We start from the raw sequence: 25,927 nt of genomic DNA on the forward strand, positions 1-25,927 counted from the left end.
AATCGCACAGACTCCAAGCCTGTTCGGTGTCATTCATACAAGGATACTTCATGCCCGGCCACCTTGAGACCCTGCTGGCCTTTGATCGTCAGTACCAGCGCGACCAGCAGCAGTCGCCGGTCTTTCTTCACCGCCGGGATCGTCGTTACGCACTGGATAGCGGTGAGGGACAGGCGCCGGACATTTCCCGGTGGCTGGCCCAGCTTCACGCCATTGGCAGTCACACCGCAGACCGGCCCGATTTTCCGGAAATCCACTTCTGGCATCGCTTCTCCACCGGATTTATTGTCGCCGGCGCGTTGCTGGGCGTGATGACCATGTCCGGCCTGTTGTTCTATGACGGCGGTCAGCAAATCAATGTAACGGTCATTCTGGGCTTTGTCCTGTTGCAGCTGATGCTTGCCCTGTACACCGCCGTTCAGGGCCTGGCCGGGTGGCAGCCCTGGTCACCTTTAATTCACAGTCTGCAGCAGCGTCTGCAGAAGCAGCAGCCCTCACCGGCCCTGAGCCCCCTGATGGGCCCCATGATGGCCCGGACCGCCCAGGCGGCCGGGCTTGCCTTCGGTTTGACTGCCCTGATCACCCTGCTGATTTCCGTGGTGTTCCAGGACCTGGCCTTTGGCTGGAGCACCACCCTGGACACCTCCGCCGGTGCCTGGCACCGGGTGGTCAGCTGGGTAGCCGTCCCCTGGTCGGGCTGGCTGCCGGTGGCGAGCCCTTCGCTGGAACTGGTGGAAGAGACCCGGTTCTTTCGGCTGGAAGGGACCGGGGCGGAGACAGCATCTGCCCGCTGGGGCGCCTGGTGGCCCTTTGTAGCCATGGCCTGGCTGGTCTGGGTCATCCTGCCCCGCGCCATCCTGTTGGCCGTTGGCTCTGCGGACCTGCGCCGCAAGAGCCGCCACGCCCTGACACGACACCCCGGCTACCAGGCACTGCTCTGGCGCATGGAAACCCCCGCAGTCGACACGGGCGCCAACACCAGTGATAGCGGTCGGCTTCCCGACGATCACTGTTCGGCTGCGGTGCCAGTCCCACAGTCCGCCCTGGCGGTAAGCTGGGCGGGAGCAACCGCCGACGGACTGCTGCCCGGCGCCGACACGGCAGTGCCCCGAGCCGGAGGCAACCAGAGCCTGCAGGCGGACCGGGAGACACTGGCACGACTGTCGGAGCAAAGAACCTCGGCCCACCGCCAACTGGTGGTGGTGACCCGCAGCTGGGAGCCACCCACCGCCGAACTGGCGGATTTTCTGGAAGACGCCAGCGAACAGCTGCCTGGTCTCACCATCACCCTGCTGCCTGTTGCCGCAGAGCCGGGCGTTCGCCCGGATGAGCAAAAGCTGGGTCAATGGCTCAGGTTTGCCGAGCGAGTCGGGCAGGGTGTACGGGTAGCAGCGGCAGAAAGCCAGGAGGCCGCCCATGATATCCAGTAATGAGGCGCCGGTATTCGCGGTGGTGGGCCACCCCAACCGGGGCAAGTCCAGCGTCGTGGCCACCCTGTCCCAGAACGACCGTATCGCCATTGCCCTGGAACCCGGCACCACCCGGGAGAGTCAGACCTACCCCTTGCAGGTGGATGGCCGCACGCTCTACACCCTTGTGGATACCCCCGGCTTCCAGCGCCCCCGGCGGGTGCTGGAGTGGCTGGAGGGCCACAGCCTGTCCGCATCAGACCGGCCGGATACGGTAGCAGCCTTTGTCCGCCAGCACCGGGACAACCCGCGCTTCCGGGACGAGTGCGAACTGCTTGCCCCCATTATCGAGGGGGCGGGCATTATCTACGTGGTGGACGGCTCGGTGCCCTATACCTCGGAACAGGAAGCGGAAATGACCATCCTGCGCTGGACAGGGCAACCGAGCCTGGCGCTGATCAACCGCATTGGTCCCGGTGACCATAGCGAAAGCTGGCAATCTGCCCTGGGGCAATTCTTCCAGATTGTCCGGAGTTTCGACGCTGTACGTGCCCCTTTCGAGCAACATCTGGGATTGCTCAAAGCGTTTGGCCAGTTGCGCCCGGACTGGGAGCAGCCGCTGGAAGACGCCACAGGCTTTCTGACCCGACAGCGGGAGGACCGGCAATGGCGCTCGGCCCAGCTCATTGCGGCGGCACTGGCGGACATGATGACGCACCAGGAATCCCGCACCCTGCCGAAAAACCTGGCCACGCCGGGCAGTGACAGCCGGGAAGCCCTGGAAACCCGCCTGCGGGAGCGCTGGTACCAGCATCAGCGGGAGCGGGAAGAGAAGCTGCGCAATGAGATCGAGGCCCTCTACCAGCATCACCGCATTGCCCGCCAGGAAGCCGCTCTGAGCTGGCACCATGACCACGACTTGTTCAGCGAAAGAACCCGACAGACCTGGGCCGTCAGCCGGGGCTACCTGGCCACTGCCGGTTTCGGGGCCGGGGCCGTCGGCGGCGTGGGAATCGATGCCCTGACCCTGGGCCACTCACTGGGCGCCGGTGCGCTCATAGGTGGGCTGCTTGGAGCCGCCGGCAGCTACTTCTACGGCGACCGGCTGGCGATCCGGGCTCTCCGGCTGGGCGCCCTCAAGGGGGCCGGGGACCTTCAGACCGCCACCTTTGGCCCGGTACAGGACCTCCAGTTCGGCTATATTGTTTTGGGAAGGGCCGTGGACCACTGGTGGCACATCAGCCAGCGTAACCATGCTGGTCGCGATCCGCTGGAGTTGCCACCGTCGGAAAGCCACTGGCTGGAAACCCTGGACGGCGACACCCGGAAAGCCATCCAGCAGGCCCTGACCCGGTTACGCAAGAACCGCAAGCTCAGCCACGGGGAACAGCAGGAACTGGAAGCGGCCATTCAAGGCGCCCTGGAGGGGTATAGCCAGTGGCGGGAAGAAAGCGCCGCTTGAAATACATAGAGGTCTAATGTTTATACTATAAAGCTGTTTCACCCGATTCTGGCCAACCAACCATGAGGTACGCCCATGAAAATCGTTAGAGTTCAGGACATCATCGGTACCGAGCGTGAAGTCAGCGACAAGCAGTGGACCAGCCGCCGCCTGCTGCTCAAGAAGGACGGAATGGGATTCTCCTTCCACGAAACCATCATCAAGGCAGGCTCCGAGCACACGTTCTGGTACAAGCATCACCTGGAAGCGGTGTACTGTGTTGCCGGTAATGGCCGCATCAAGGACCTGGCCACGGGTGAAGTTCATGAGATTACCGACGGCACCCTCTACGCCCTGGACAACCACGACAAGCACACCCTGTACGGTGGTACCGAGGACATGCGACTGATCTGCGCCTTCAACCCGCCGGTGACAGGCCAGGAAGTCCATGATGAGGACGGCGCCTACCTGCCGGACACCAGCGATAACTGATCCGGGCTGATATGGCGGCTGACCCGACCGCTAACACACCGCCACCGCCAGCGCGCCTGCTGCCGGTGGCGGCGTTGCTTTGGCTGGCAGGCCTGTACCTGCGGGTTCCCATCCTGGTGGCGCCACCACTGGCACCGTTCATCAGCGCCGATCTGGACCTGAACCAGACCCTCACCGGGGCGCTCACTACCCTGCCCATTCTGATGCTGGCCATCGGCGCCATGCCCGGCTCACTGGCCATATCCCGCCTCGGACCCCGCAATACCCTGGCACTGGCCATGGTCGTCACGGCACTCGGTTCCGCCGCCCGGGGGCTGGCACCGGAAATCATCACCCTGTTAACGGCCAGCACCGTCATGGGACTGGGCATTGCCATGATGCAACCGGCCCTGCCGGCATTGCTGCCCCGCTGGCTGCAAGCCCACCATGTGGCTCTGGGTACGGCCATTTACATGAACGGCATGCTGATGGGGGAGTTCGTGGGGGGCGGCGTTACCCTGCCGGTGCTGGTGCCCCTGCTGGACAACAGCTGGCGACTGACCCTGCTGGCGTGGTCGCTGCCCGCCCTGCTGGTCGCCGCCGCCCTGTTCCTGCCAAAACGGGACCTGGCCCGCCCGGTACAGCGTGCGGCCTGGTTGCCGGACTGGTCCAACCCGCTGACCCTGAAGATCGGCCTGCTGCTGGGGCTGTCCGCCTCCATGTTCTTCGGGCTCAACGCCTACATGGGCAACCTGCTGGAGCAGACCGGCCACTTCGACAAACTGTCCCGGGCCCTGTTCTTCTATAACATTGCCCAGGTGTTCGCCTCACTGGTGATGCTGAAAACCGCCCGCCGCTGGGTCGGCCGCCGCTACCTGATCGGGGTGATGGCGGTGATCAGCGTGGTGGGCACCATCGGCGCCATTGTCATGGAAGGCTGGTGGGCCATTGCCAGTGCCACCGTCATGAGCTTTGTGGCCGGCATTCTGCTGATCCTGCTGGTGGCCCTGCCGCCGTTGCTTACCCGCCCCGGAGAAACCGGCCGGCTGTCGGCAGGTACTTTCCTGGTGGGCTACACCATTGCATTCGTTGTGCCGATGATCGGCGGAGCGGTGGCGGACATTACCGGCGATATCCGACACAGCATTCTGGTGATGATCCTCTACAGCATCCTGGTACTACCGGTAATCCGCACCCTGGACCTTACGCCGGCACGGCGGGCCCAGGCACAATAAGGACCCGACTCAGGCTTCTGCCTGTGGCAATGCGAGATCAGAAGCCGAACCCGCCAGCATGGCCTTTGCCTTGATACCCTGGTCCAGCATCCGTCTCAGGGCACTGAGATCATCCAGGGAGACCTGGCCCCGGTCCTCGTCCAGCTCACCGTTGACGATGGCCCGCAGTAAAGAGGCCTTGAGTTTCTGATACAGGACTTCCGCATCCCTGACGGCCCCGTCAATCACCTCCTCGGAGGTGAGCAGTTGGTTGACCGCTTCCAGGTACCGGTCCATCAGCAGCCGGACCGTCTGTTCCGGCAGCACACGACGTACCTCCCGCAGCCGGACAGCACTGCCGGCCTGCCCCGCCATCTCCGAGAGATAGCGGGCAGTGCGAACCGCCACCGTCAGCTGTTCCACCTGCTCCGGTGACATCTTCTCGGCCCGGGTCCTGGCGGCAAACCTGGTAATCGCCTGATACAGGTTGTGGATAGCGGATGTCTGGCGGGTACCTGCAACAACCGTCATACCCTCCCGGGTAAGGGCGGCATGGACCAGGCCGGTGACCAGCTCTTCCATCCGCTCCAGCTCCTGGTGCAACGCACCCACCGCCAGCTCCGGGGTCGAGGCCACGGTACGATCCAGGTAGCGGGGCCGTGACAGATCTTCCTCCGCACTGCGGAAAAACCGGTCCAGGTGCCGGGCCAGCCAGGGGACCAGGGGCAGGAGCAGGGCAATACCGATGAGCTTGAACAGGGTATGGAAGGCCGCCAGCAGAATCGCCGGACTGCCTTCCAGGTCCAGCCAGTCAGCCAGCAGGCCGGCAAGGGCCAGCACAATGGGCATCACCGCCAGGGCGATAACACCGGCGACGAGGTTGAACAGGATATGACTCACGGCCAGGCGACGGGCATTGGCAGTGGCATTGAGCACCGCTACCGCCGCCGTTGAAGTGGTACCAAGACTGGCACCGATAACACCGGCAGCGCCGGCCTCCAGGCTGATCACACCGGTACCGGCCGCAGTCAGCACAATGGCCAGGGTAGCCGACGAGGACTGGGTAAGCAGGGTGATCACAAAGCCGATACCCAGGTACATGGCCCAGTGCGTACCGGCACCGCCTTCAACGGTGGAATTGAAGCCGGTGGCAAAGCCCCCCAGGGAATCCTTCAGCAGATCCAACCCCAGGAAGAACAGCCCGAAACCCGCCAGGGCTTCACCGAGCGACGCCCAGCGGCTGCCGGAGCCGGCAATACGGAGAATGACACCCACGGTCAGGATGGGCAGTGCCAGCGCACTGACCTTGAACCCGCTGCCCACCAGCGCCACCAGCCAGCTGGTCACTGTGGTCCCGACATTGGCACCGAACACCACAGCAATCGCCTGGGACAGGGTCAGCATGCCGGCATTTACGAAGCCGATGGTAGCCACCGTCACCGCACTGGAAGACTGCACCAGGCCGGTGATCAGAATACCGGTCGCCAGCCCCCGCAGCGGCCGGTCTGTCCAGCGTTCGAGCAGGCGTTTGAGCCCGGCCCCGGCAAAGGTTTTCAGGCCATCGGTCATCATGCCCATGGCGAGCAGGAAAAGGGCGAGGCCGCCAGCGGCCTGGATAACAACGGGAAAACTCAAGAAAAGGACTCCGTGTCAGATGCGTCGAGGCCAATTCCGGCGCGCTTCTTCCAGAGCAGGCCACCCCATGGACCGTAAGCCGTGGGGTGGGGGCAGGTTTCTGTAGGGAACAATTGTCTGAGCGAAGCAAGTTTTTTGTTTCCGCAAGAAACCTGCCCCCGCCCCGCGGCTCACCCCGAAAGTGACCTCAGATGTAGTAGTCTTTCAACGGAGGAAAACCGTTAAATTCCACCGCACTGTAAGTCGTAGTATAGGCACCGGTGGACAACCAGTACATGCGGTCACCAATGGCGAGGTTCAGTGGCAGCGGATACTTGTGATGCTCATACATGATGTCAGCGCTGTCACAGGTCGGCCCCGCAATGACACAGTCCTCGCCTTCGCCGGTCTTCTCGGTCCAGATGGGAAACTTGATGGACTCATCCAGGGTCTCGATCAGCCCGCTAAACTTGCCCACATCGGTGAACACCCATCGGTGCAGCGCGGTACGGGATTTACGGGAAATCAGCACCACCTCACTGACCAGCACACCAGCATTGGAAATCAGTGAGCGACCCGGCTCAATAATGATCTCCGGCAGCTCATCGCCGAAATCCTCCTGCAGGAAGCGGGCAATCTCTTCGGCATAGACACGCAGTTCGTTGGTACGGGTAATGTAGTTGGCCGGAAAGCCCCCGCCCATGTTGATCATCTTCAGCTCGATGCCGTCTTCTTCCTTCAGGCGCTCGAAGATGACCTTTACCTTGCCCAGAGCCGCATCCCAGGCACCGATTTCCCGCTGTTGGGAACCCACGTGGAAAGATACACCGTAAGGTACCAGGCCCAGGTCGCGGGCCAGGATCAGCAGATCCATGGCCATATCCGCCTGGCAGCCGAACTTGCGGGACAGGGGCCAGTCCGCGGTCAGGGTGCCTTCGGTCAGAATGCGCACATACACCTTCGATCCGGGGGCTGCCTTGGCAATATTACGCAGGTCGGCCTCAGAGTCAGTGGCAAACAGGCGGACACCCTTCTCGTAAAAGGTACGCACGTCCTTCGCTTTCTTGATGGTGTTGCCATAGCTGATCCGGTCACCGGTCACCCCCAGTGCCATCACCTTTTCCAACTCGTACACCGACGCAATATCGAAATTGGCACCCTTGTCCCGCAACATGGTCAGAATCTGCGGGGCCGGGTTTGCCTTCACCGCGTAGTACACCTTGGCGTAGGGGAAACCCTCCACCAGCTCGTTGTACTGCCGGCCGATGGTAGCGGTGTCGATGACTACGAACGGCGTTTCCTTCGTGTCGGCAAAATCCTTGATGCGCTTGAAGGTCTCGGCGTCGTAGTAGTCAGCGATGTGGGCGTTGGCGAGGTCGGTCATGGGTGGTGTTTCCCTCCACAGGGTATACGGGCAATAAAAAAGGGCGACAGTCTGGCTGCCACCCCGGAATTGGCGCGATCATCGGGCTTTTTCACCCCCCCGGATATGAGCAGAAATACCCATGACCGGAGGCCTTCCATTGACCGGTGGCGAAGATGAAATTTGTAAGGGATTGAAACAGGAAAGCCTCGGTGATTTTACCCCTTCGGCCATGGCTGCTAGGGTGGTGGTGAAGTTTCAACCAAGCGGAGTCCGTTATGTCAGACGTTGCCTCCATGGCCGCAGCCACCACCCAGATGAGTCAGCAACGGGTAGGGGAACAGGCACAGATCCAGGTGATGAAAAAATCAATGGATATGCAGCAGCAGGGCGCCATGCAGCTGCTTGAGGGCATCACCGAAACCTCGGTGGCCACCACCGGCGCCAACCCTGCCGATCGCGTCGGCGCCAATGTGGACGTGAAGGCCTGAGAGCCTTCACTGTCTGTATCGGTTACTTTTTGAAGAACGCGAGAAACGCGCCCGCCACGACCGCCGCAACACCCCCGATGATGTACCACATGGTTTCGTCACTGAACCGGCCGGTAACCGTCTCTGCAAGCTGTTCACCCATGGACTGGGAGGCCTGGTAGCCAAAAAACAGCAGCAGGATACCCACTACCAGCAATACGATACCTATGATTTTTGGAGTACCCATTCCTTGATCCTCTCTGGCATGTGTGGGGACAAGTTAGCTGCATCGTTGGGAAAAAACAAAACAGGTCGCCGAATAACCAGGCAATACCTCCCCCATTACACGGCAACAGGCCACAAGGGCGCCGGTCCGTCGGGATCTTCCGGTGCGCTCTGGCTGCACAGGTAACCAAGAATCGCGTCTTTCAACTCAGAACCCTGCGCCAGTCCCTGATTGCCGAATAGCCTGTTGAATTCCAGTACGTAGGGGTAGCCCTCCACCAGTGCAATATCAAACCCTGCATGGTCAACGCCCAGTACCTGTGCCAGGCGTAACGCCAGGTCTGTCACAACTGCCGGTACCGGCCCGGTATCAATGCGCCCACCCCGGGCCACATTATTATAGAACCCCTGGTCAGCCTGGGTTCGCCAGTAGGCGGTCACCACCCGGTCGCCAACGATCACCACCCGCACATCCCGGTCGATGGGCAGGTACTCCTGCACGTACAGCACCGGCGTCTTCCCACAGTAGGCAAGCCAGTCCACCCGGGACTCAATCAGCCACACCCCTTCACCCATGGAAGCCTTGGGTAGCTTGGCGACAAACGGCAGGGGCATGGTGCCCCAGATCTGCTCACGCTCTTGTGGCCCGTTCGCTTCAATGATGGTCCAGGGCGTATGTTCCGGCGCCACCGTCTGGAAAGCCCGGGTCATTTCCACCTTGTCGTGGCCGATGCGATAACTCGCTTCACTGGGGAAAACCCGGCAGCCGAGGCCATAGACCAGGGCGTTCAGTTGCCAGTACTCCGGGAACAGTACCCAGTCTGCCTCCTGTAACAGCGGTTTATGGTTCAGGAACTGCGCCGGCTTGAGCACAGTGGTATCGGGGAAGCCGAGGGTTCGGAAAATATCAAAGGAAACCAGGTGCATGGGACCAGGGCACTCGAATGGAAAGTGCGCATTTTATGCGCAACCCGGGAACTGGCAAGAATTATTTACCGAAGCTTGATCTGCGTCATTTAATAGGACTATGATGCGGATGATAATGCTTATCACTTAATAAACGGAGATGAATTCCATGAAAACCCTGATCCAATGCACCACCCTGACCGCCGCCCTGGCTTTCTCTGGCCTGGCTGTTGCCACTGACGTTGAACACTTCGAAGGCAAGGACTCCAATACACTGCCGGAAGCGGTCGCCAACTTCTCTGAATACAACGACAAGTTGGAGGCGGTTCTGGACGGCGATCTGACGCCGGAGGCCATGAATGAGGTTCACCAACTGACCTATACCCTGGAGAAAGCCATTGCCAAGATGAGTGAGGAGCTGGATAACCTGGCGGTGACCCTGGAGGAAGTGCACCTGGCTTCCGAGAGTGCCGACGGTGACACGGTATCTGAGCAGGGCGCTGCCTATCTGGAGAAGTCCCGGCAGTTGGTTGAATAAACGTTGAAGGCTTAGGTAGACGTCAAGGCTGGGTCACCCAGACTTCGGGTTGTGGAGTCTGGTGCCGGGGTGGGCCGTGAATTGCGGCGGCAAAAAGACTCCCCGGCAGCCCCGTGCCGGCACCCAAGCCACAAGGCTACGTTAACCAGTAAGCCCCGAACGAAACCGGGAAGGACTAACCCCCTCCCACCGTCGAAAAGCCCGGGAAAAAGCCGCCTCCTCAGAAAAACCAAGCTGCTCGGAAACCGAAGCCACCGAAGCCCCAGACCGAAGCAAACCAACCGCCAGCCGATGCAATTCCCGCTCGCGCAAAACCTTGAAGGAAAGCCCCTCGTCGGCGAGCAACCGGGTCAGATGCCGCCCGCTCATATGCAGCTCCGACGCCACCCGCTCCTTGCCCCAGCCGGGGTGCTGCCGGGCCAACTGGCCGACCTGGCCACTCAGACTCTGGTGCCCAAGCGCCTCCAGCGTATGATCCGCCAGCTGCCGTAAATGATCCCGCAGGGCGCTGTTGGCCTGGATCAGCGGCAACTGCCCCTGATCCCGGTGGAACCGCAGACAGTTTCGCCCGGCGCCGAACACCACCGCCATACCCAGCCGCTCACGATAGACTGCCTCGCCGACCTCCGGCTCATGGGCAAACAGGAGGGTTTCAGGCATAAAGGCATCCCCCGTTGCCCAGACGGTCAACCGGACCAGCGACGCCATGACGGCTTCAACCCGCTCGGCCACCCGCACCCGGAACGCGGGGTGATAGCATAACAACAGCTGATCCCCTTCCTCCGATAGCGAAAACTCGCCGCCATCGCCCACCACCGGCGCGTACTCCACCAATGCTTCCAGACCATCCCGCAGGGTATCGCAGCTGACCAGCAGCATGCCGGCACTGTCCAGGTGCCCCACCTGCAAGCCAAGACCGATGTCGAGGCCCGCCAACGGATCATCGGCCCGGCGGCAGTATTCCTCCCACAGCTGGTCCTGCACCGCCAGTGGCACCCGTTGACCTGGCACCACCTCACAGGTAATAGATTCCGGCAGGCTAATACCACGGCGATGGGCCGCCTGGAGGATCGCCTGGGCGTAGAGGTGGGTTACACTGGGAGAACTTCCGATCATGGCCCGAATTGTCGTGATTTGTGTCCCGTCCGGTCAGGAAAACCGGCACATCAAGTCGTAAGATACGGGATCATAAAAACAAAATCAGGAAAACCATCATGTACGCAGTGATCGGCGCCGGCCCCATGGGCCTGGCCTGTGCCCGCAACCTTCAGAAACAGGGAATTCCCTTCACCGGATTCGAGCTCCACAGCGATGTGGGTGGTCTGTGGGACATCGATAACCCCCACAGCACCATGTACGACACCGCCCACCTGATTTCCTCCAAACGGATGACCGAATTCACCGAGTTTCCCATGAAGGATTCGGTGGCCCAGTACCCCAGTCACCTCGAGCTGAAAGCCTACTTCCGGGACTTCGTGGACCATTTCGGCCTGCGGGAGCACTACGAGTTCAACACCCGGGTGATCCGTGTCGAGCCCGTCGGCGATCAGTGGCAAATCACCACCGAGCGGGACGGTCAGCAGCAGACCCGGGACTTTGATGGAGTGATGATCGCCAACGGCACCCTCCATACCCCCAACATGCCGGAGCTGCCCGGTGAGTTTGCCGGCACCGTGATGCATTCCGCCGACTACCGCAATCCCGAAGTCTTCCGGGACCAGCGGGTGCTGGTAGTGGGCTGTGGTAACTCCGGGGCGGACATCGCCGTGGATGCGGTGCACCATGCCCGCTCCGTAGATATGAGCCTGCGCCGGGGTTATTACTTCCTGCCCAAGTTCCTCAAGGGCAAGCCTATCGACACCATCGGCGGCAAGCTGAAACTGCCCCGGCCCGTCAAACAGCGGATGGATGCCCTGCTGATTCGCATGGTGATGGGCAAGCCCTCCGACTACGGCCTGCCGGACCCGGACTACCGCATGTACGAGTCCCACCCGGTGATCAACTCGCTGGTGTTGCACCACCTGGGCCATGGCGATATTTGCCCGCGCCGCTCCATTGATCGCATCGAGGGACACACGGTTCATTTCAGTGACGGCGAGTCGGGGGAGTATGACCTGATCCTGATGGCCACGGGCTACCTGCTGAACTACCCGTTCATCGACCGCAAGCACCTGAACTGGCCTGCGGACGAGGACGCCCCACGGCTGTACCTGAACATGATGCACCCGGACTACGACAACCTGTTCCTGATGGGCATGATCGAGGCCACCGGCCTGGGCTGGGAAGGCCGTAACCAGCAGGCACGGCTGGCAGCCCTGTTCATCCGCGAGCAGCAGAAAGGCTCGGCCGCCGCCGGCGCCCTGCGCCAGAAAAAGAAAACCCATGCCGGTGAACGGCTGGATGGCGGCTATAACTACATCAAGCTGGCCCGCATGGCCTACTATGTGAACAAGGACGCCTACCTGGACAGCCTGGGCAGCCATATTGCCGACCTTGAACCCGGCAGCAAGGGGTAACCAGCCATGACGGTGCAGTTCGACCCCGCCAGCCTGATTACCCTGAATGTCATCCTCGCCCTGATGATGTTCGGCGTGTCCCTAAACCTCAGACCGGCCGACTTCCGGCGGGTACTGACCATCCCCCGTGCACCGGTGGCCGGTCTGATCGCCCAGTTCCTGCTGCTGCCCCTGGGCACCTGCCTGTTCACCTGGGTATTCCGCATCGACCCGGAACTGGCCTTGGGCATGATTCTGGTTGCCTCATGCCCCGGCGGCAGCTTCTCCAATATCATGACCTGGCTGGGTAAGGGCAGTGTGGCTGTCTCGGTAAGCATGACCGCCGTTTCCAGCCTGGCGGCCACGGTGATGACCCCGTTCAACTTTGCCCTCTATGGCTGGTTGAATCCCCATACCCGGGGTTATCTGCAGGAGATTGCCCTGGAGCCAGGCAACATTCTGTTGCTGGTTTTACTGGTTCTGGCGGTGCCGTTGATTCTGGGTATGGTGACCGGCGGACGTTTCCCGACACTGGCGGTGCGCAGCGAGAAGCCCCTGCGCTTTGTCTCGCTGCTGATCTTCCTGGGGTTTGTGGCCATCGCCTTCCTGAATAACGTGGAGCTGTTCCTGGCCCGCTTCCATACCTTCTTCTGGCTGGTGGTGGGGCATAACCTGCTGGCCCTGGGGCTGGGGTTTGCCATGGCCCGGCTGATGAAACTGTCGGTGCCGGATCAGCGGGCGGTCACCATGGAAGTGGGCATCCAGAATTCCGGCCTGGGGCTGGTCATCCTGTTCACCTTCTTCCCGGACGCCGGTGGCATGATGCTCATTACCGCCTTCTGGGGTGTCTGGCACCTGGTGTCCGGCCTGACCCTGTCACAGATCTGGGCCCGGCGCCCCGTTTCCCATCCAACCGAACAAGCAAGCTGACCCCATGACCCAGGAAAAACGCATACTTATCACCGGCGCCGCCGGCTACATCGGCCACCAGCTGGGTAACCGGCTGGCGAAGGACTACTTCGTTTTTGGCACCGACATCAACAAGCGGGATGGCCTGGAGTTTCCCCTGGAAGTGCTGGACGTGCGGGATAACAAACTCGTGCTGACCCTGGCGGAATACCGCATCACCCATGTCATCCACCTGGCCTCGGTACTGCAGGCGTCCCCGGACCGTGAGCGGGACTTCGACATCGACGTCAACGGCACCCGCAACGTGCTGGAAGCCTGTGTCGCAGCGAAAGTGAAGCACATCACTGTCACCAGTTCCGGCGCCGCCTATGGCTACCACCCGGACAATCCGGCCTGGATCGACGAGGATGACCCGCTGCGGGGCAACCCGGAGTTTGCCTATTCGGACCACAAGCGACATGTGGAGGAGTTGCTGGAGAAATACCGGAGCGAACACCCGGAACTGCAACAGCTGATCTTCCGGCCCGGCACGGTACTGGGAGCTGAAACCCGCAATCAGATCACCGGCCTGTTCCTGGCCCCACGGCTGCTGGCAATCCGGGGCAGCGCCTCGCCATTCGTGTTTATCTGGGACCAGGACGTGATCGGAGCCATGGAGCAGGGCATTCGTGAGGACAAAACCGGCCGCTACAACATGGCCGGCGATGGCGCCCTTACTATCCGGGAGATCGCCCACATGCTGGACAAGCCCCTGCTGACCCTGCCCGCCAGTGTGGTAAAAGGCGGCCTGCAGGTGGCGAAATGGCTGGGCAAGCCGGTAGGGCCAGAGCAGGTCAACTTCCTACGCTATCGACCGGTGTTGAGCAATCGCCGGCTCAAGGAGGAGTTCGGTTATCAGCTACAGAAAACCTCGGCAGAGACCTTCGACTATTTCATCGAACAGGCGAGAACAAAGGGGGATCTGTGACCGTTACCCTGATCACCGGCGCCGCCAGCGGCCTGGGGTGGGCCATGGCGCAGCACTGGTACAAGGCGGGGCACTGCCTGGTACTGGCGGATATCGACGCCGAGGCCCTGTTACGCCGAAGGGATGAACTGGGGGACGACACCCGGGTGCATGTTGTCACCGTGGACGTCACCCATACCCCGGAGCTGGCGCGGCTGGTACGGGAAACCGAGGCCGCCTACGGCCGGCTGGACCTGCTGGTCAACAACGCCGGCATCACCCACCGCTCCCCGGCAGCCAGCACCGACCCGAACGTCTTTCGCAAGGTCATGGCGGTGGACTGGCAGGGCCCGGTGGAGCTGACCCAGCTGGCCCTGCCATTGCTGGAGCGCAGCGGTGGGCAGATCGTCTGTATCGGGTCCATGGCCGGCTGGATGCCCGTGCCGGGGCGGGCTGGTTACTGTGCCGCCAAGGGTGCCCTGACCCAGTTTTTCGAGGTACTGCGACTGGAACTGGAACCCAGGGGCATTCACCTGCTGATGGTCTACCCCAGCTTCCTGGACACGCCCATTGAGCAGAACGCCCTCGGAGCCGATGGCAGCAAGGCCACCCACGCCCGCTCCACCATCGGTGGCATGGGCAGTGCCAATGACATGGCCCGGATGATCGATGGCGCCCTGGCCAGGCGAAAACGCTGGCTGCTGCCCGAGCCCGTGTCCCGCTTTGGCAGCCTGCTGTGGCGGTTGGCCCCGGCACTGTACCTCAGGGCTGTGCGCCGCAAGTTCGCCGCTGACATTGCCGACAGCTCAGCTCCGGTTACGACCAACTCCAACGGAAATCCGGCAACATGATCGACCCCTGGCTCTGGCTTGGCCTGGCCATCCTGCTGGCCTACACCATTGAAGCCATCACCGGATTCGGTTCCATTGTCATCGCCCTGTCACTGGGGGCCATATTACTGCCCATCCCGGAGATGCTGCCGGTGCTGGTGCCCCTGAACGTGTTCATGAGCGGCTACCTCACCTGGAAGCACCGCCAGCACATCCACTGGCGACTGCTGGCCACATTGATCTTGCCATTGATGGTAACCGGCACCCTGGCCGGCTACCTGCTCACCCCCTGGCTGGGAGCCGGTATCCTCAAAGTGCTGTTTGGCGTCCTGGTGGTGTGGTTTGCGGGCAAGGAGCTGTGGCGCCTGTTCGGCGGCCATGTGGCGGAACCCCACGGCCTGATGACCAGCCGCATTATCACCTTCGGCGCCGGCATCACCCACGGCCTGTTCGCCTCCGGCGGTCCCCTGCTGGTCTATGCCCTGGCCGGTATCCGGCTGGACAAGAGCCGCACCCGGGCTACCCTGCTGACGGTCTGGTTCACCCTGAACCTGACCCTGAGCGTGCTATATCTGTTCGACGGCAGCCTCCTGGCCAGTGCCGGCCGACTGGTGTGGTACCTGCCATTGCTGGTGGTCGGTGTGCTGGTGGGGGAATTCCTGCATCATCGGCTCAATGAGGAGCGATTTCGACAAGCGGTATACAGCGTGTTACTGATCACCGGGTTACTGCTGATCCTGCGGGCCTGAACCACGAGCTGAAGCCCTGCCGGGCGTCGTAATCGTTGTCAGGACACCTCTGGTGTTCCGGAACCTGCCCCCTGGTCCAGGGCGTAGGCCACCGCCTGGTCGGCATGAATGGCGGTGGTGTCGTACAGCTTCACCGTTGTGTCGGGGGCCTGGATCAGCAGGCCGATCTCGGTGCACCCCAGTATCACCCCCTGTGCGCCCCGTTCCGCCAGGGAGGAGACGATATCGAGGTACTGTTGCTTTGATTCCGGTACAACCTCGCCCTGACACAGTTCCTGATAAATGACCTGGTGGACCAACTCCCGCTGGACATCGTCTGGAACCAGCACCTCAATACCCCGGGCTTCCAGACGCTCCCGATAGAAGGCCTGTTCCATGGTAAAGCTTGTTCCCAACAGCCCGACCCGGGAAACGCCGTCACTCTGCAGTACATCCGCGGTGGCATCGGCGATATGCAGCAGGGGCAATTCCGAGGCTTTCTCGATCTGCGGCGCCACTTTGTGCATGGTGTTGGTACAAAGTACGAGGAAGTCAGCACCAGCCGAGCGCAGGGACCGGGCGGCTCCGGAGAGAATAGCGGCCGTGGCTTCCCAGTCACCCTTGTGCTGGAGCGCCTCGATTTCCGCAAAGTCGACACTATAGAGCACCAGGCGTGCGGAATGCAGCCCGCCCAGCTGTTCCCGCACTTGCTGGTTGATAAGCCGGTAGTAGGTCTGGGTGGACTCCCAGCTCATACCGCCGATCAGGCCTATGGTCTTCATCGGAACGTCTCCCTGTTCGTTTGCTGAAATACCTAACGTAGCAGAATAACTGGAATTCCCGTAGGCCATCGGCCCTACTTGCCGGATTTCTTTGTGCCCATTTTTGCCTCGGCCGTCAGAGGGTCCTCGGGCCAGGGGTGCTTGGGGTAGCGGCCACGCATTTCCTTGCGGACTTCCGGGTAGACTTCCTTCCAGAAACTGGAAAGATCTGCTGTCACAGCCAGCGGGCGCCGGGCCGGTGAGAGCAGGTGAATAACCACCGGAATGCGACCTCCGGCCAGTCTCGGGGTTTGTGTCCAGCCGAACAGGGCTTGCAGTTTTGCAGCCAGGCCCGGGCCGTTCTCGGCGGTATAGTCCAGCCGCAGGTGCTGGCCGGTGGGTATCTCCAGCGTGGTGGGCAACTCCCGGGACAGGCGCTGTTGCTGATCCCACGGGAGCAGGGACTGCAGGGCATCCACCATCGGAACCTGCTGCAGGCCCTTCCAGTTACGCACGCCCGCGAGGAACGGCGCCAGCCACTGATCCAGTGCGGCCATCAGGCCGTTATCGGAAACATCGGGCCAATGGTCCGGCTCCAGCCGCTGCATGACCTGAACCCGGGCCTGCCATTGCCTGGCAGTCTCGTTCCAGGGCAGGCTGGTGATGCCCTTCTGGCGCACCGCGTTGAGCAGCCCTTGCTGAAGCTGCTCCGGATCCGGATCCGGCAGGGACTGCTCCGCCAGCACCAGTGCACCCAGGCGGGTTACCCGTCGGGCGACAACCATGCCCCGCCTGTCATCCCATAAGGCTTCTTCAGTCGTGTCGATATGGGCCGCCAGGTCGGCTTCCAGGGTGGTGCGATCGGTAGCGGCGGCCAGGAAGACCTGCGCCTCCCGGGCCTGTCCGTCCAGGTCGGCGGCGACAATCCATTGCTCACTGCCCAGGGCATCATCGTCAGCCAGGCGTGCACCGCGGCCATTACTGAGCTGGTAGCGGTTGGCATCACCGGATCGCCGCCTGCCAATGCGATCCGGGTAGGCAAGCGCCAACAGACGTCCGGCCGGCACGGCATCGTCCTCGTCTTCCGCCTTCTTGTGCGGCAACAGGCGGTCTGCCGCCCGCCGAACGGCATCCAGCCGGTTCCTGTCCAGCCCCGACGAGCGATAATCACCGGACAGCGCCTGCAACCGGTACACGACATCTGCCCCGGCGGCGCGACCCAGCAAATCGCGCTCTTCCAGCAACGCAGCAAGTCGGGCAGCGGTTTTCGGGTAGCCCAACTCCCGCCCCTTCAAGACCATATGGGCCAACCGCGGATGAATGCCAAGCTCCCGGGCCTGGTGACCGTGGTCGGTAATCCCGCCATCTCCGTTCAGCAGGTCCAGCCACTGCAACAATTCTACTGCCTGCGCCCAATGGGCTTTCGGAGGCAGGTCCAGCCACTCCAGGTCGCCGGGATCCCTAGCGCCCCACTGGGCCAGTTCCAGGGCCAGGGGCGCCAGGTCGGCTTCCAGGATTTCTGGCGGGGTGTGGTCCGCCAGGCCGTGGTGTTCTGCCTCACTCCACAGCCGGAAACACACGCCAGGCTCAATACGTCCTGCGCGTCCCCGGCGCTGCTCTGCCGCAGCGCGGGAGACCCGGCCGGTGACCAGGCGGGTCATGCCACTGTTGGGGTCGAAGACGGCCCGCCGGGCCTGGCCGGCGTCGATGACTACCCGAACCCCTTCAATGGTCAGGCTGGTCTCGGCAATGGCGGTGGCCAATACCACCTTGCGCTCGCCACGCGGAGCCGGTTCGATGGCCTGGTCCTGGGCATCGCCTTTCAGATTGCCGAAAAGGGGAGCGAGTCGTGTGCCGGCCGGCAGATGGGGCCGGAGCAATTGCTCCACCTTGCGGATTTCGCCGGCGCCCGGCAGGAAGACCAGGATGGAGCCGGGCTGTTCAGCAAGGGCTTCACGAATCACGGCGACGATATGGTCCAGCAGGCGGGGTGGTCGCCCCGCCGTGGTCCTGGGGGGACGATAGAACACCTCCACCGGGAAGGCCCGGCCCTGGCTGGAGACCACCGGGGCATCCCCGAGCATGCTGGCCAGCGGCCCTGTATCCAGGGTCGCGGACATTACCAGTACCCGCAGATCGGGCCTCAACACCTGCTGGGTTTCCCGCACCAGGGCAAGACCCAGGTCGGCCTGCAGGGATCGCTCGTGGAATTCGTCGAACAGAACGGCGGCGTAGTCCTCCAGTAACGGATCTGACTGGATCAATCGGGTGAGGATGCCTTCGGTGACCACTTCGATAATAGTGTCGGAGGAGATTCTCGTATCCAGACGGGTTCGATAGCCCACGGTCTGTCCCGCTTTCTCTCCCAGCTGACGGGCCATGTAGACGGCGGCGGAGCGGGCAGCCAGGCGGCGGGGTTCCAGCATGAGGATCTTGCGGCCCTCCCGCCAGGGGGCCGCTTTCAGGGCCAGGGGCACACGGGTAGTCTTGCCGGCGCCCGGCGGCGCCTGTAACAGCGCCGTGGTGTGCCGGTCCAGGATGTCAGTAAGCTCTGGCAGGACCTGTTCGATGGGCAGCATGGGTTCAACGCAGCAGGTTAGAAACCTTCCAAAACCCGTTACCGGGCATGCCAGCTCTCGGGCCTGGGCACAAACAATGCCAGCAATAATCCCCACCCCAGCGCGACGGCACCCAGGGTAAAGGCTCCCACCAGCGTGCCGCCGGCATCCAGCCACTGTCGGGTGAGCCAGGGACCGGCCATCTGGGTCACACTGTACAGGGCGACCATGGCGGCCGAGAGTCGGGGGCCCTGATGGGGGTGCAACGCACGGCCGATACGCTGGGTGAGCAACACGGTACCCACAAAGGTACTGCCGACCAGCAGTGCACAGAGCACAATGCCCATGGGGCCAGGCCAGATCACCACGGCCAGGGCACCCAGGAACTGGATCAGGTAGTTGAGTCGCAAGGCCGGCAGGTCACCAAAGCGGGCGCCCAGAAAGCTCCAGATAATGGGGGTGGGAATGGTCACCACAGCCACCAGTAACCAGGATCCGTCCACCAGCCAGTGACCTTCCGGCAGCTGGGTCTTGGTGAGCAGGGGCAGGAAGGTCATCGGCAGGATATAGCCCAGGCCGGCACCCGCGTAGGAAAGGAACAGCGGAATACTGGCCCGGTCCAGCAGGGGGCCTTTATCCGCATAGGAACCATCGTCCCGCTGGATACGGGCCGGCACATCCAGCCTGACCAATCGCCAGGTGGCCCACAGGGCCAGCGGAATGGACAACAGTGCAGCCGGCCACCAGCGGCCCGGCCCGGAGAGCAGGTCTGCCGTGCCGGCCACCAGGAAGCTGGATACCAGCAAGCCTACGCCCACGCCCACATACACCAGCCCGCTGGCACCGGTGCGGTTGCGGCGCACCAGCCATTCCAGGATCAGCGCCGGCGCCTGCACAAACACCACGCCATTGGCGATGCCGTTGACCAGTCGCAGGCCGGACAGGGCCGCCACCGGCTCCACCTGGGTCTGTGCAAGTGTGGTAAGTACATGAACGCCCATGGCAATGGGCAGGGAGACCCGAATCTGATCAGGCCGGTACCAGCGTACCGCCAGCAGGGCGCCGATGAGGTAGCCAAGGTAGTTCCAGGTAGCAACGGAGGCACCTTCGCTGGCGGTCAGCTGGCCGTCGCCTACCAGGTAAGGCAGCAGAGGTGTATAGATAAAGCGGCCCAGGGCGTGGACCACCAGGAGGATGGTGGCACCGGCCAGCACGACCGACATGAGCTGCCTGGCGTCCGAGGCTGGCCGATGATCTGTCATTGTTACTCCAGGGGGTTATTCCGGTAAAGGCGCGGTTACTTCACGTCGACCTTGGCGGGGGTAATGTACTCGATTCGCGGGGGACCTGCCAGACAGCCGGCGGCGACTTTGCCGAATGCCTTCATGTGATCGCTCTTGCCGTGGGGTCCCAGGTGCTCAGCCGATTCCCACACTTCCAGGAACACCAGGCGATTGGGGTCCGACAGGCTGGTATGAAGCTCGTACTCAACGCATCCGGGCTCCTTGAGAGTGGCCTCGATGCAGGGCTTCGCTGCTTCTATAAGAGTGTCACGCTGGTCAGGTTTCACGTTCAGAATCGCACGTACGTATAGCATGGTTTTCCTCGTTATAGTGCGCCCATCCGGGCGCTCTTGTTATAGGACCCTCAGCCAGAGCGGGCCTGGTTCTGTCGGGTCCATTCGTAGATTTCGCGGTAGGCTTTCACCAGTTTTTCCGGATCGTGGGGTGGCTGGATCACAGCTGCCATCTCGCCCTCCGGATTGATCAGCGCCAGGTGGCCACTGTGATCCACCAGGTTATTGCCCTCGCCGTCATCACGGTGAACAAAAACGGCCCCTACGCTTTTCGCCAGCTCCCGCAGCACCTCGATATCACCGGTCAGCCCGTGGAAATCCTCGCCAAAGAACCCCAGGTAATCCCGCAATTGCTTGGGCGTATCCCGTTCCGGGTCTGCGCTTACCAGCAGATAATCCGGCTGTGGCAGTTCTGCCGGCATGCGGCTGTCAGCCTGGCGCAGGGTGGCCATGGTGGCCGGGCAGATATCCGGGCAATTGGTGTAACCAACAAACACAAACGTCCAGCGGCCCTGCAGGTCCTGGCGGGTCATTTCTTCACCCTGCTCGCTGGTCAGGGTAAATTCCGCCAGCGCCCGGGGTTCTTCGTAGACATAGGTATTCATGGCGCTGAGGTCAGGGGCAGGTTCCGGTTCCTGGGCCTGCATACGCATCTGCTGGTAGATGACAAGTGAGAAAATAGCGGCAACAACAAGCAGTAGCAGCACCAGCGTGCGCCGGACCGAGCGGTTCATGAAATCTCCTGTCAGTGATCACAGGCGGCCCCCGGAAGGGCCGCTGGAACATCAGAAATAGAAAAAGTGATCGACCAGCAACACCACGAACAGGGCCATCAGATAGGTTATGGAGTATTTGAAGGTTGCCAGCGCCACCCGGCGATCATCGCCCCTGAGCAGGCGCACCGAGTACTGGAGGAAGCGTAACCCAAGTGCCATGGCGCCGGCCAGATAGATCCATCCTGACATGCCTGTGGCAAAAGGTAGCAGGGTCACCGCCAGCAGCATGAGGGTATAGAGGAGAATATGCAGTTCGGTGTAGCGGTTACCATGGGTCACCGGCAGCATCGGGATACCGGCCTTGGCGTACTCCTCCTTGCGATGGATCGCCAGGGCCCAGAAATGCGGTGGTGTCCAGGCGAAAATAATCAGCACCAGCAGCAGGGCATGACCCTCCACCTGATTGGTGACCGCCGTCCAGCCAAGCAATGGGGGCATGGCGCCCGCAAGACCGCCGATCACGATGTTCTGGGGGGTGGCCCGCTTGAGGAAGAGGGTATAGACGCCGGCATAACCTACCAGCGATGCCAGGGTCAGCCAGGCGGTCAGGGCATTGACCTGCCACATCAGGATCATCATGCCTGCCAGCGCCAGAACCGCAGCGAACAGCAAGGCGTCCACCTGACTGACCCGACCGGTAGCCACCGGTCGGCGGCGGGTACGGGCCATGACGGTATCAATCTTCTGGTCCACCACGTGGTTCACCACGGCCGCCGCACCGGCCAGCAGGGCGATACCGACATTGCCAAAGAGCAGTACTTCCCAGCCCGGTATACCCGGCGCGGCGAGCAGCATGCCGATAACCGCTGTCAGGATCATCAGCGCCACCACCCGGGGCTTGGTCAGCTCCAGAAAGTCACGCCAGGAAACCGACCGGGTTGCGGTCGGGCTGGCCGTCAGGGCCTTGGCCTGGTCAGTCATGCGGGTACCTCGCGATTTGTTGTTGTTTGCGCCGGTTCTGCGACCGGCTGGCGTGCATATCCGTGAACCTGCCATAGCATGTGAATCACGGTCAGTAACAGACCGGCTCCCATGGCGTTATGGGCCACGGCTACCGAAAGCGGAATATGGAAAACAATATTGGCGATTCCGAGGCCAATCTGCATGACAAGGGCCCCGGCGGTCAAGAGCACCATGGACCGTGCGGGTGCATTCCGGGTATGGCGCCAGAGGGCCAGCAGCAACAGACTGAAGTAGGCGAGTACAATCACGGCCCCCAGACGGTGGGTTACGTGGATGGCGACCCGTCCGTCCGCGGTAAGCTGGCCGCCGAGGTAGTTGGGACCAATGGTTTGAAGCAGGTCAAAGCCATGGCGGAAGTCCATGTTCTCTGGCCACCACTGGCCCTGACAGGTGGGCAGATCGGTGCAGGCCACGGCCGCATAGTTCGCTGCAGTCCACGCCCCGAGGGCAATCTGCAGGATGACCAGCGCCAGGCCACCATAGAGCCAGGGTCGCAACCGGGCTACCGCACTGGCACGGTCCGCGGCAAGGAATTTGCGGCGGCCCCGCAGCCGCAATGTCAGCAAGGTAAGCAGACTCAACGTGGTGAAGCCCCCCAGCAGGTGCAGCGCGACTACCTTTGGCCACAACTGAAGGGTCACCGTCCACATCCCGAACAGGGCCTGCAGTACAATAAATCCGGCTATGAACAGGGGCAGCCTGACCGGTATCCCCTCACGGCGATGCCGGACCGCGTAGGCCGCAATGCCGAAGACAATCAGCCCCAGAGTGCCGGCGGCATACCGGTGTATCATCTCCGGCCAGCCCTTGGAGACATCCACCGGCGAATCGGGGAAGCGGGCATTGGCCATGGCAATACTGGACTCACTCTGGGGAACGGTCAGAAAACCGTAGCAACCGGGCCAGTCCGGACAGCCAAGACCCGCATCCACCAGCCGGGTCCAGGCGCCCAGCATCACCACAATGACGGTAAACAGGGTGGCAACCAACGCCCACCGCGCCATGACACGGTGGGCGCTGCTTTGTTGGGTCCGGGTGACTTGTTGTTGTTCTTGCACGATCCGTTACCTTGTCTGATTGGCCCGGGGACAATGCCCGGCCAGGCCGCTAGCCTATCTGGGACAGTTTCATCAGGTGCTTGAGGTCCTCGAGCATCTCCTTGCCGGTGTGCCCGTTGTCGTAATGCATCATGACATTACCGAACGGGTCTACCACCAGAATACCGGGCGCATCGGCGGGATCCGCCTGGGGTGGCCACGAGGGCGTCGTCCCCGGGGCAACCTGCAACCGCTCCATGGAACGGTAGTCCGTTCCCCAGCGTTGCTGCAGTGCCGGGGGAACCTCGCCAAGCCAGGCGGCTCGACCAACCCGATTGGCGTGCTTGCCGAGAGCGATATTCACCTGGCGGGACAGGTAGAGCAGTTCTTCACAATCGGCACCACAGGTCCGGGCGGTCACGATCAGCAGCCATTTCGGCTCCTGCAACTGGGGCCCGAACCGGCTTTCAAGCGGGGTACCGTCCCCATCCAGCAGATGCAGTTCGGCCACCGGCACGGCCGGCTGGATCAGCTCGCCGTGGTTGCTGCGGGTTTCCGGATGGAGCCAGCCGGTGTAATACATGATGGTGGCGAAGATCATGGGGCCGAAGCCAATGGCAAACAGCAGCAGGGCGGTGCGACGTCCGCGACGGACCTGTTCCGGGGTCGGCTCGGCTTCCTGTAACTCGGCAGTGGTGTCAGTCATTCAGGACTCCTGCTTACGATAGCTCGCTATTATTGTCAGTATGATGAGCGCCGCTGCCAGGGAAAACCATTGCAGGGCATAACCATAGTGAGTCTGAGGTCCCATCATATCCGGTTCCCAGTCCGCCCGGAAGGCACCCGGTTGATTACTGTCATCCAGTTTCAGGATGTTCCTTGCCATGGCCGGTTCAGTGGCTGCTGCGACTTCTCTGGGCAGCGCCTGCACCCGCTGCGGCCCGGTGCCGGCGGCCGGCTCGGCCGCAGGTTCGCCGGCCAGCACCGGTGGCTCCGGGTAGGCCGCGATACGCCCGAGTAACGAAACCTCGTCCTCCGGCGTCTTCACCTGAGGTAGTTCTGACCGTTTCCGTTCGGCCGCTATCCAGCCCCGGTTGACGACTACCGGCGGCCCTTTCCCGGGTTGAAACAGGGTCAGCACCTCATAGCCGGGAATACCATCGCGGGTGCGGTTATCCAGCAGCCATGTGGTGGAACGGTATCGCCCACTGACCGTGACCGGCTGACCCGTTAGCGGGTCAGTATCGGCCACCTGGTGCCAGTCAACGGCCCCGGCAGGATCCTCCCACTGGGCCAGCAATCGGTGCTTCTCATCCGCCCGGTCCAGCTGCCAGAAGCCGAGGCCCAGCAGAACCGGCAGAAAAGCGCCGGCAAACAACAACAGTCGCCAGTCGGGCGCCCATACCCGACGGCGGGATTCATGTTCAGACATGCTCTGTTATAGTCACAGGTTCATTGCCTTCATGCAGACAATAATAAAGACCTTCCAAAGCGGGGACGAGGCTCATGCTTCTCAAAATCCTGATCGTGGTACTGATGCTGGCCGTTATCGTCAGTCTGTTCAGTGGTTTGTTCTTTCTGATCAGGGACGACGGAGGCCGGCGGCGGGTGGTGAACTCACTGGCGATCAGGGTAGCGCTTAGCGTACTGTTGCTCGCAGTCATCCTGCTGGCGCTCTGGCAGGGCGGTCTGGACCTGAACCCGACACCCTATCACTGAACGGTCTCCGGGCGCCCGGAAGGTCCGGAGGAGGCTCCGGGTATCCCGCCCGGAGCCAGGATCGTCAGATCACATAGACAAACACAAACAGTCCCAGCCAGACCACGTCCACGAAGTGCCAGTACCAGCTGGCCGCCTCGAACCCGAAGTGATTGTCCCCGGTAAAATGGCCTTTCTGAATGCGGAGGAACATCACGATCAGAATGATCGTACCCAGGATCACGTGGGCCCCGTGAAACCCGGTAAGCATGAAGAAGGTGCTGCCATAGATACCGGACTGCAGGGTCAGGTTCAGGTCCTGGTAGGCATGGACGTACTCTTCCGCCTGCAGGCCCAGGAAGACCAGGGCCAGAACAATGGTGGCACCAAGCCAGATTTTCACCTTCTTGCGATTGTCTTCCTTGAGCGCATGGTGGGCCACCGTCACCGTGAAGGATGAAGTAACCAGCAGGATGGTGTTCACCAGGGGCAGGCCCCAGGCGCCGATGACACCCTCCGGCGCCGGGTAAGCCTCCGGATCGGGGTTATTGATCAGAGGCCACGTTGCCTGGAACCCTTCCCAGAGCATGGCGCTGGAACCCTTGTCCCCCGTACCTCCCAGCCAGGGCACCACAAATACGCGGGCATAGAAGAGCGCCCCGAAAAACGCCGCGAAAAACATCACTTCCGAAAAGATGAACCAGCTCATACCCCAGCGGAACGATCGGTCCATCTGAGGACTGTAGAGCCCTGCCCGACTCTCCCGGATCACCGATCCGAACCAGCCAAACAGCATGTAGGCCATGACGACGGCGCCGATAAGGAAAATAAACCAGGATCCGCTGGTGGATTCCCCCTGGGACCCGTTTACCATCACCGAGGCCACGCCGTAGAGGGTGAGGAACATCCCGATCGTGGCCACGATGGGCCACTTGCTCTGTTCAGGTACGTAGTACGTCTGGTTGTTCGCCATGCTCGTCTCCAGAGGCCGCTCCGATG

At 62.1% G+C, this 25,927-nt stretch carries 27 protein-coding genes; 12 read left to right on the plus strand and 15 right to left on the minus strand.

Annotation, left to right across the window (positions count from 1 at the left end):
- The first annotated feature begins 50 nt into the window (after positions 1-50).
- The 4 genes from ACESMZ_RS06200 to ACESMZ_RS06215 all read left to right on the plus strand — a co-directional run bounded on the left by ACESMZ_RS06200 (position 51) and on the right by ACESMZ_RS06215 (position 4,556).
- Positions 51-1,430 (plus strand): DUF2868 domain-containing protein, encoded by a 1,380-nt coding sequence (locus ACESMZ_RS06200; RefSeq protein ID WP_372972359.1) that lies wholly within the window; start codon positions 51-53, stop codon positions 1,428-1,430.
- Positions 1,417-2,871 (plus strand): GTPase/DUF3482 domain-containing protein, encoded by a 1,455-nt coding sequence (locus tag ACESMZ_RS06205; RefSeq protein ID WP_372957942.1) that lies wholly within the window; start codon positions 1,417-1,419, stop codon positions 2,869-2,871. Before ACESMZ_RS06200 ends, ACESMZ_RS06205 begins: the two co-directional genes overlap by 14 nt.
- A gap of 75 nt (positions 2,872-2,946) precedes the next feature.
- Positions 2,947-3,342, plus strand: a complete 396-nt coding sequence (locus tag ACESMZ_RS06210; RefSeq protein WP_091850611.1) for an ectoine synthase — start codon at positions 2,947-2,949, stop codon at positions 3,340-3,342.
- Positions 3,343-3,353: 11 nt separating this feature from the next.
- Positions 3,354-4,556 (plus strand): CynX/NimT family MFS transporter, encoded by a 1,203-nt coding sequence (locus tag ACESMZ_RS06215; RefSeq protein WP_372957941.1) that lies wholly within the window; start codon positions 3,354-3,356, stop codon positions 4,554-4,556.
- A 9-nt stretch (positions 4,557-4,565) separates the two neighbouring features.
- Here ACESMZ_RS06215 and ACESMZ_RS06220 read toward each other — a convergent pair whose 3' ends face one another.
- Together ACESMZ_RS06220 and ACESMZ_RS06225 are read right to left on the minus strand one after the other, a co-directional pair.
- A complete protein-coding gene (locus tag ACESMZ_RS06220) occupies positions 4,566-6,170 on the minus strand; it encodes a Na/Pi cotransporter family protein (protein WP_372972360.1) in 1,605 nt (534 codons plus the stop codon).
- Between the two features lie 187 nt (positions 6,171-6,357).
- Complete coding sequence (locus ACESMZ_RS06225) at positions 6,358-7,533, minus strand: type III PLP-dependent enzyme (protein WP_372972361.1); 1,176 nt, start codon at positions 7,531-7,533, stop codon at positions 6,358-6,360.
- 257 nt (positions 7,534-7,790) lie between these two features.
- Here ACESMZ_RS06225 and ACESMZ_RS06230 point away from each other — a divergent pair, with 257 nt between their 5' ends.
- A complete protein-coding gene (locus ACESMZ_RS06230; protein ID WP_372957938.1) occupies positions 7,791-8,003 on the plus strand; it encodes a YjfB family protein in 213 nt (70 codons plus the stop codon).
- 22 nt (positions 8,004-8,025) lie between these two features.
- Here the strand turns inward: ACESMZ_RS06230 and ACESMZ_RS06235 are convergent, their stop codons facing one another.
- Both ACESMZ_RS06235 and ACESMZ_RS06240 read right to left on the minus strand, forming a co-directional pair.
- Positions 8,026-8,229, minus strand: a complete 204-nt coding sequence (locus ACESMZ_RS06235; protein ID WP_372972362.1) for a DUF3185 family protein — start codon at positions 8,227-8,229, stop codon at positions 8,026-8,028.
- Positions 8,230-8,324: 95 nt separating this feature from the next.
- The gene (locus ACESMZ_RS06240; RefSeq protein ID WP_372972363.1) at positions 8,325-9,134 is read right to left on the minus strand and encodes a RimK family alpha-L-glutamate ligase; all 810 of its coding nucleotides are present in this window, start codon (positions 9,132-9,134) and stop codon (positions 8,325-8,327) included.
- A gap of 148 nt (positions 9,135-9,282) precedes the next feature.
- Between ACESMZ_RS06240 and ACESMZ_RS06245 the strand changes: the two genes are divergently transcribed.
- Complete coding sequence (locus tag ACESMZ_RS06245) at positions 9,283-9,651, plus strand: DUF6746 family protein (RefSeq protein WP_372972364.1); 369 nt, start codon at positions 9,283-9,285, stop codon at positions 9,649-9,651.
- Positions 9,652-9,792: 141 nt separating this feature from the next.
- Here ACESMZ_RS06245 and ACESMZ_RS06250 read toward each other — a convergent pair whose 3' ends face one another.
- Complete coding sequence (locus ACESMZ_RS06250) at positions 9,793-10,767, minus strand: AraC family transcriptional regulator (protein ID WP_372972365.1); 975 nt, start codon at positions 10,765-10,767, stop codon at positions 9,793-9,795.
- Between the two features lie 98 nt (positions 10,768-10,865).
- Here ACESMZ_RS06250 and ACESMZ_RS06255 point away from each other — a divergent pair, with 98 nt between their 5' ends.
- Genes ACESMZ_RS06255 through ACESMZ_RS06275 form a run of 5 tightly spaced genes read left to right on the plus strand, consistent with a single transcriptional unit; the run spans position 10,866 to position 15,580 of the window.
- Positions 10,866-12,167, plus strand: coding sequence for a flavin-containing monooxygenase (locus ACESMZ_RS06255; protein WP_372972366.1), 1,302 nt, complete (start codon positions 10,866-10,868; stop codon positions 12,165-12,167).
- Positions 12,168-12,173: 6 nt separating this feature from the next.
- On the plus strand, positions 12,174-13,076 hold the full coding sequence (locus tag ACESMZ_RS06260; RefSeq protein WP_372972367.1) for a bile acid:sodium symporter family protein: 903 nt from the start codon (positions 12,174-12,176) through the stop codon (positions 13,074-13,076).
- 4 nt (positions 13,077-13,080) lie between these two features.
- Positions 13,081-14,022 (plus strand): SDR family oxidoreductase, encoded by a 942-nt coding sequence (locus ACESMZ_RS06265; RefSeq protein WP_372972368.1) that lies wholly within the window; start codon positions 13,081-13,083, stop codon positions 14,020-14,022.
- On the plus strand, positions 14,019-14,852 hold the full coding sequence (locus ACESMZ_RS06270) for an SDR family oxidoreductase (protein WP_372972369.1): 834 nt from the start codon (positions 14,019-14,021) through the stop codon (positions 14,850-14,852). The genes ACESMZ_RS06265 and ACESMZ_RS06270 overlap by 4 nt, the downstream gene beginning before the upstream one ends.
- Positions 14,849-15,580: a sulfite exporter TauE/SafE family protein gene (locus tag ACESMZ_RS06275; RefSeq protein WP_372972370.1), complete on the plus strand. Its 732-nt coding sequence runs from the start codon at positions 14,849-14,851 to the stop codon at positions 15,578-15,580. The genes ACESMZ_RS06270 and ACESMZ_RS06275 overlap by 4 nt, the downstream gene beginning before the upstream one ends.
- 38 nt (positions 15,581-15,618) lie before the next feature.
- Here ACESMZ_RS06275 and ACESMZ_RS06280 read toward each other — a convergent pair whose 3' ends face one another.
- The 9 genes from ACESMZ_RS06280 to ACESMZ_RS06320 form a co-directional block, all read right to left on the minus strand.
- Positions 15,619-16,341 carry an aspartate/glutamate racemase family protein gene (locus ACESMZ_RS06280; RefSeq protein WP_372957928.1) on the minus strand — a complete coding sequence of 241 codons (723 nt, stop codon included), beginning with the start codon at positions 16,339-16,341 and terminating at the stop codon, positions 15,619-15,621.
- A gap of 74 nt (positions 16,342-16,415) precedes the next feature.
- Entirely contained in the window at positions 16,416-18,899 is a 2,484-nt protein-coding gene (hrpB, locus tag ACESMZ_RS06285) for an ATP-dependent helicase HrpB (protein WP_372957927.1), read from the minus strand.
- Positions 18,900-18,937: 38 nt separating this feature from the next.
- Positions 18,938-20,140 carry a YbfB/YjiJ family MFS transporter gene (locus tag ACESMZ_RS06290; RefSeq protein WP_372957926.1) on the minus strand — a complete coding sequence of 401 codons (1,203 nt, stop codon included), beginning with the start codon at positions 20,138-20,140 and terminating at the stop codon, positions 18,938-18,940.
- Between the two features lie 35 nt (positions 20,141-20,175).
- Positions 20,176-20,475 (minus strand): putative quinol monooxygenase, encoded by a 300-nt coding sequence (locus ACESMZ_RS06295; protein ID WP_372957925.1) that lies wholly within the window; start codon positions 20,473-20,475, stop codon positions 20,176-20,178.
- Positions 20,476-20,525: 50 nt separating this feature from the next.
- Complete coding sequence (locus ACESMZ_RS06300; RefSeq protein ID WP_372957924.1) at positions 20,526-21,188, minus strand: SCO family protein; 663 nt, start codon at positions 21,186-21,188, stop codon at positions 20,526-20,528.
- Positions 21,189-21,239: 51 nt separating this feature from the next.
- A complete protein-coding gene (gene cyoE, locus ACESMZ_RS06305) occupies positions 21,240-22,151 on the minus strand; it encodes a heme o synthase (protein WP_372957923.1) in 912 nt (303 codons plus the stop codon).
- Positions 22,148-23,197, minus strand: a complete 1,050-nt coding sequence (locus ACESMZ_RS06310) for a COX15/CtaA family protein (protein WP_372957952.1) — start codon at positions 23,195-23,197, stop codon at positions 22,148-22,150. Before ACESMZ_RS06310 ends, cyoE begins: the two co-directional genes overlap by 4 nt.
- A 103-nt stretch (positions 23,198-23,300) precedes the next feature.
- A complete protein-coding gene (locus tag ACESMZ_RS06315; protein WP_372957922.1) occupies positions 23,301-23,936 on the minus strand; it encodes a hypothetical protein in 636 nt (211 codons plus the stop codon).
- Positions 23,937-24,662 (minus strand): SURF1 family protein, encoded by a 726-nt coding sequence (locus ACESMZ_RS06320; protein WP_372957921.1) that lies wholly within the window; start codon positions 24,660-24,662, stop codon positions 23,937-23,939. It lies immediately after the preceding gene.
- Between the two features lie 74 nt (positions 24,663-24,736).
- Between ACESMZ_RS06320 and ACESMZ_RS06325 the strand changes: the two genes are divergently transcribed.
- Positions 24,737-24,949 (plus strand): twin transmembrane helix small protein, encoded by a 213-nt coding sequence (locus tag ACESMZ_RS06325; RefSeq protein ID WP_372957920.1) that lies wholly within the window; start codon positions 24,737-24,739, stop codon positions 24,947-24,949.
- Between the two features lie 64 nt (positions 24,950-25,013).
- On the opposite strand, the gene ACESMZ_RS06330 is transcribed toward ACESMZ_RS06325, so the two are convergent.
- The gene (locus ACESMZ_RS06330) at positions 25,014-25,901 is read right to left on the minus strand and encodes a cytochrome c oxidase subunit 3 (protein WP_372957919.1); all 888 of its coding nucleotides are present in this window, start codon (positions 25,899-25,901) and stop codon (positions 25,014-25,016) included.
- Between the last annotated feature and the right edge of the window lie 26 nt (positions 25,902-25,927).

Origin of the sequence: Marinobacter sp. (assembly GCF_041690615.1) — a bacterium.
Lineage (GTDB): Bacteria > Pseudomonadota > Gammaproteobacteria > Pseudomonadales > Oleiphilaceae > Marinobacter.

Coding starts and splice junctions, on each gene's coding strand:
- ACESMZ_RS06325 (WP_372957920.1), top strand. CDS start 24,737: ATGCTTCTCAAAATCCTGATCGTGGTACTGATGCTGGCCGTTATCGTC.
- ACESMZ_RS06315 (WP_372957922.1), bottom strand. CDS start 23,936: ATGACTGACACCACTGCCGAGTTACAGGAAGCCGAGCCGACCCCGGAA.
- cyoE (WP_372957923.1), bottom strand. CDS start 22,151: ATGACTGACCAGGCCAAGGCCCTGACGGCCAGCCCGACCGCAACCCGG.
- ACESMZ_RS06250 (WP_372972365.1), bottom strand. CDS start 10,767: ATGATCGGAAGTTCTCCCAGTGTAACCCACCTCTACGCCCAGGCGATC.
- ACESMZ_RS06275 (WP_372972370.1), top strand. CDS start 14,849: ATGATCGACCCCTGGCTCTGGCTTGGCCTGGCCATCCTGCTGGCCTAC.
- ACESMZ_RS06210 (WP_091850611.1), top strand. CDS start 2,947: ATGAAAATCGTTAGAGTTCAGGACATCATCGGTACCGAGCGTGAAGTC.
- ACESMZ_RS06255 (WP_372972366.1), top strand. CDS start 10,866: ATGTACGCAGTGATCGGCGCCGGCCCCATGGGCCTGGCCTGTGCCCGC.
- ACESMZ_RS06310 (WP_372957952.1), bottom strand. CDS start 23,197: ATGGCGCGGTGGGCGTTGGTTGCCACCCTGTTTACCGTCATTGTGGTG.
- ACESMZ_RS06320 (WP_372957921.1), bottom strand. CDS start 24,662: ATGTCTGAACATGAATCCCGCCGTCGGGTATGGGCGCCCGACTGGCGA.
- ACESMZ_RS06200 (WP_372972359.1), top strand. CDS start 51: ATGCCCGGCCACCTTGAGACCCTGCTGGCCTTTGATCGTCAGTACCAG.
- ACESMZ_RS06260 (WP_372972367.1), top strand. CDS start 12,174: ATGACGGTGCAGTTCGACCCCGCCAGCCTGATTACCCTGAATGTCATC.
- ACESMZ_RS06280 (WP_372957928.1), bottom strand. CDS start 16,341: ATGAAGACCATAGGCCTGATCGGCGGTATGAGCTGGGAGTCCACCCAG.
- ACESMZ_RS06225 (WP_372972361.1), bottom strand. CDS start 7,533: ATGACCGACCTCGCCAACGCCCACATCGCTGACTACTACGACGCCGAG.
- ACESMZ_RS06205 (WP_372957942.1), top strand. CDS start 1,417: ATGATATCCAGTAATGAGGCGCCGGTATTCGCGGTGGTGGGCCACCCC.
- ACESMZ_RS06245 (WP_372972364.1), top strand. CDS start 9,283: ATGAAAACCCTGATCCAATGCACCACCCTGACCGCCGCCCTGGCTTTC.
- ACESMZ_RS06230 (WP_372957938.1), top strand. CDS start 7,791: ATGTCAGACGTTGCCTCCATGGCCGCAGCCACCACCCAGATGAGTCAG.
- ACESMZ_RS06330 (WP_372957919.1), bottom strand. CDS start 25,901: ATGGCGAACAACCAGACGTACTACGTACCTGAACAGAGCAAGTGGCCC.
- ACESMZ_RS06240 (WP_372972363.1), bottom strand. CDS start 9,134: ATGCACCTGGTTTCCTTTGATATTTTCCGAACCCTCGGCTTCCCCGAT.
- ACESMZ_RS06290 (WP_372957926.1), bottom strand. CDS start 20,140: ATGACAGATCATCGGCCAGCCTCGGACGCCAGGCAGCTCATGTCGGTC.
- hrpB (WP_372957927.1), bottom strand. CDS start 18,899: ATGCTGCCCATCGAACAGGTCCTGCCAGAGCTTACTGACATCCTGGAC.
- ACESMZ_RS06265 (WP_372972368.1), top strand. CDS start 13,081: ATGACCCAGGAAAAACGCATACTTATCACCGGCGCCGCCGGCTACATC.
- ACESMZ_RS06300 (WP_372957924.1), bottom strand. CDS start 21,188: ATGAACCGCTCGGTCCGGCGCACGCTGGTGCTGCTACTGCTTGTTGTT.
- ACESMZ_RS06215 (WP_372957941.1), top strand. CDS start 3,354: ATGGCGGCTGACCCGACCGCTAACACACCGCCACCGCCAGCGCGCCTG.
- ACESMZ_RS06295 (WP_372957925.1), bottom strand. CDS start 20,475: ATGCTATACGTACGTGCGATTCTGAACGTGAAACCTGACCAGCGTGAC.
- ACESMZ_RS06235 (WP_372972362.1), bottom strand. CDS start 8,229: ATGGGTACTCCAAAAATCATAGGTATCGTATTGCTGGTAGTGGGTATC.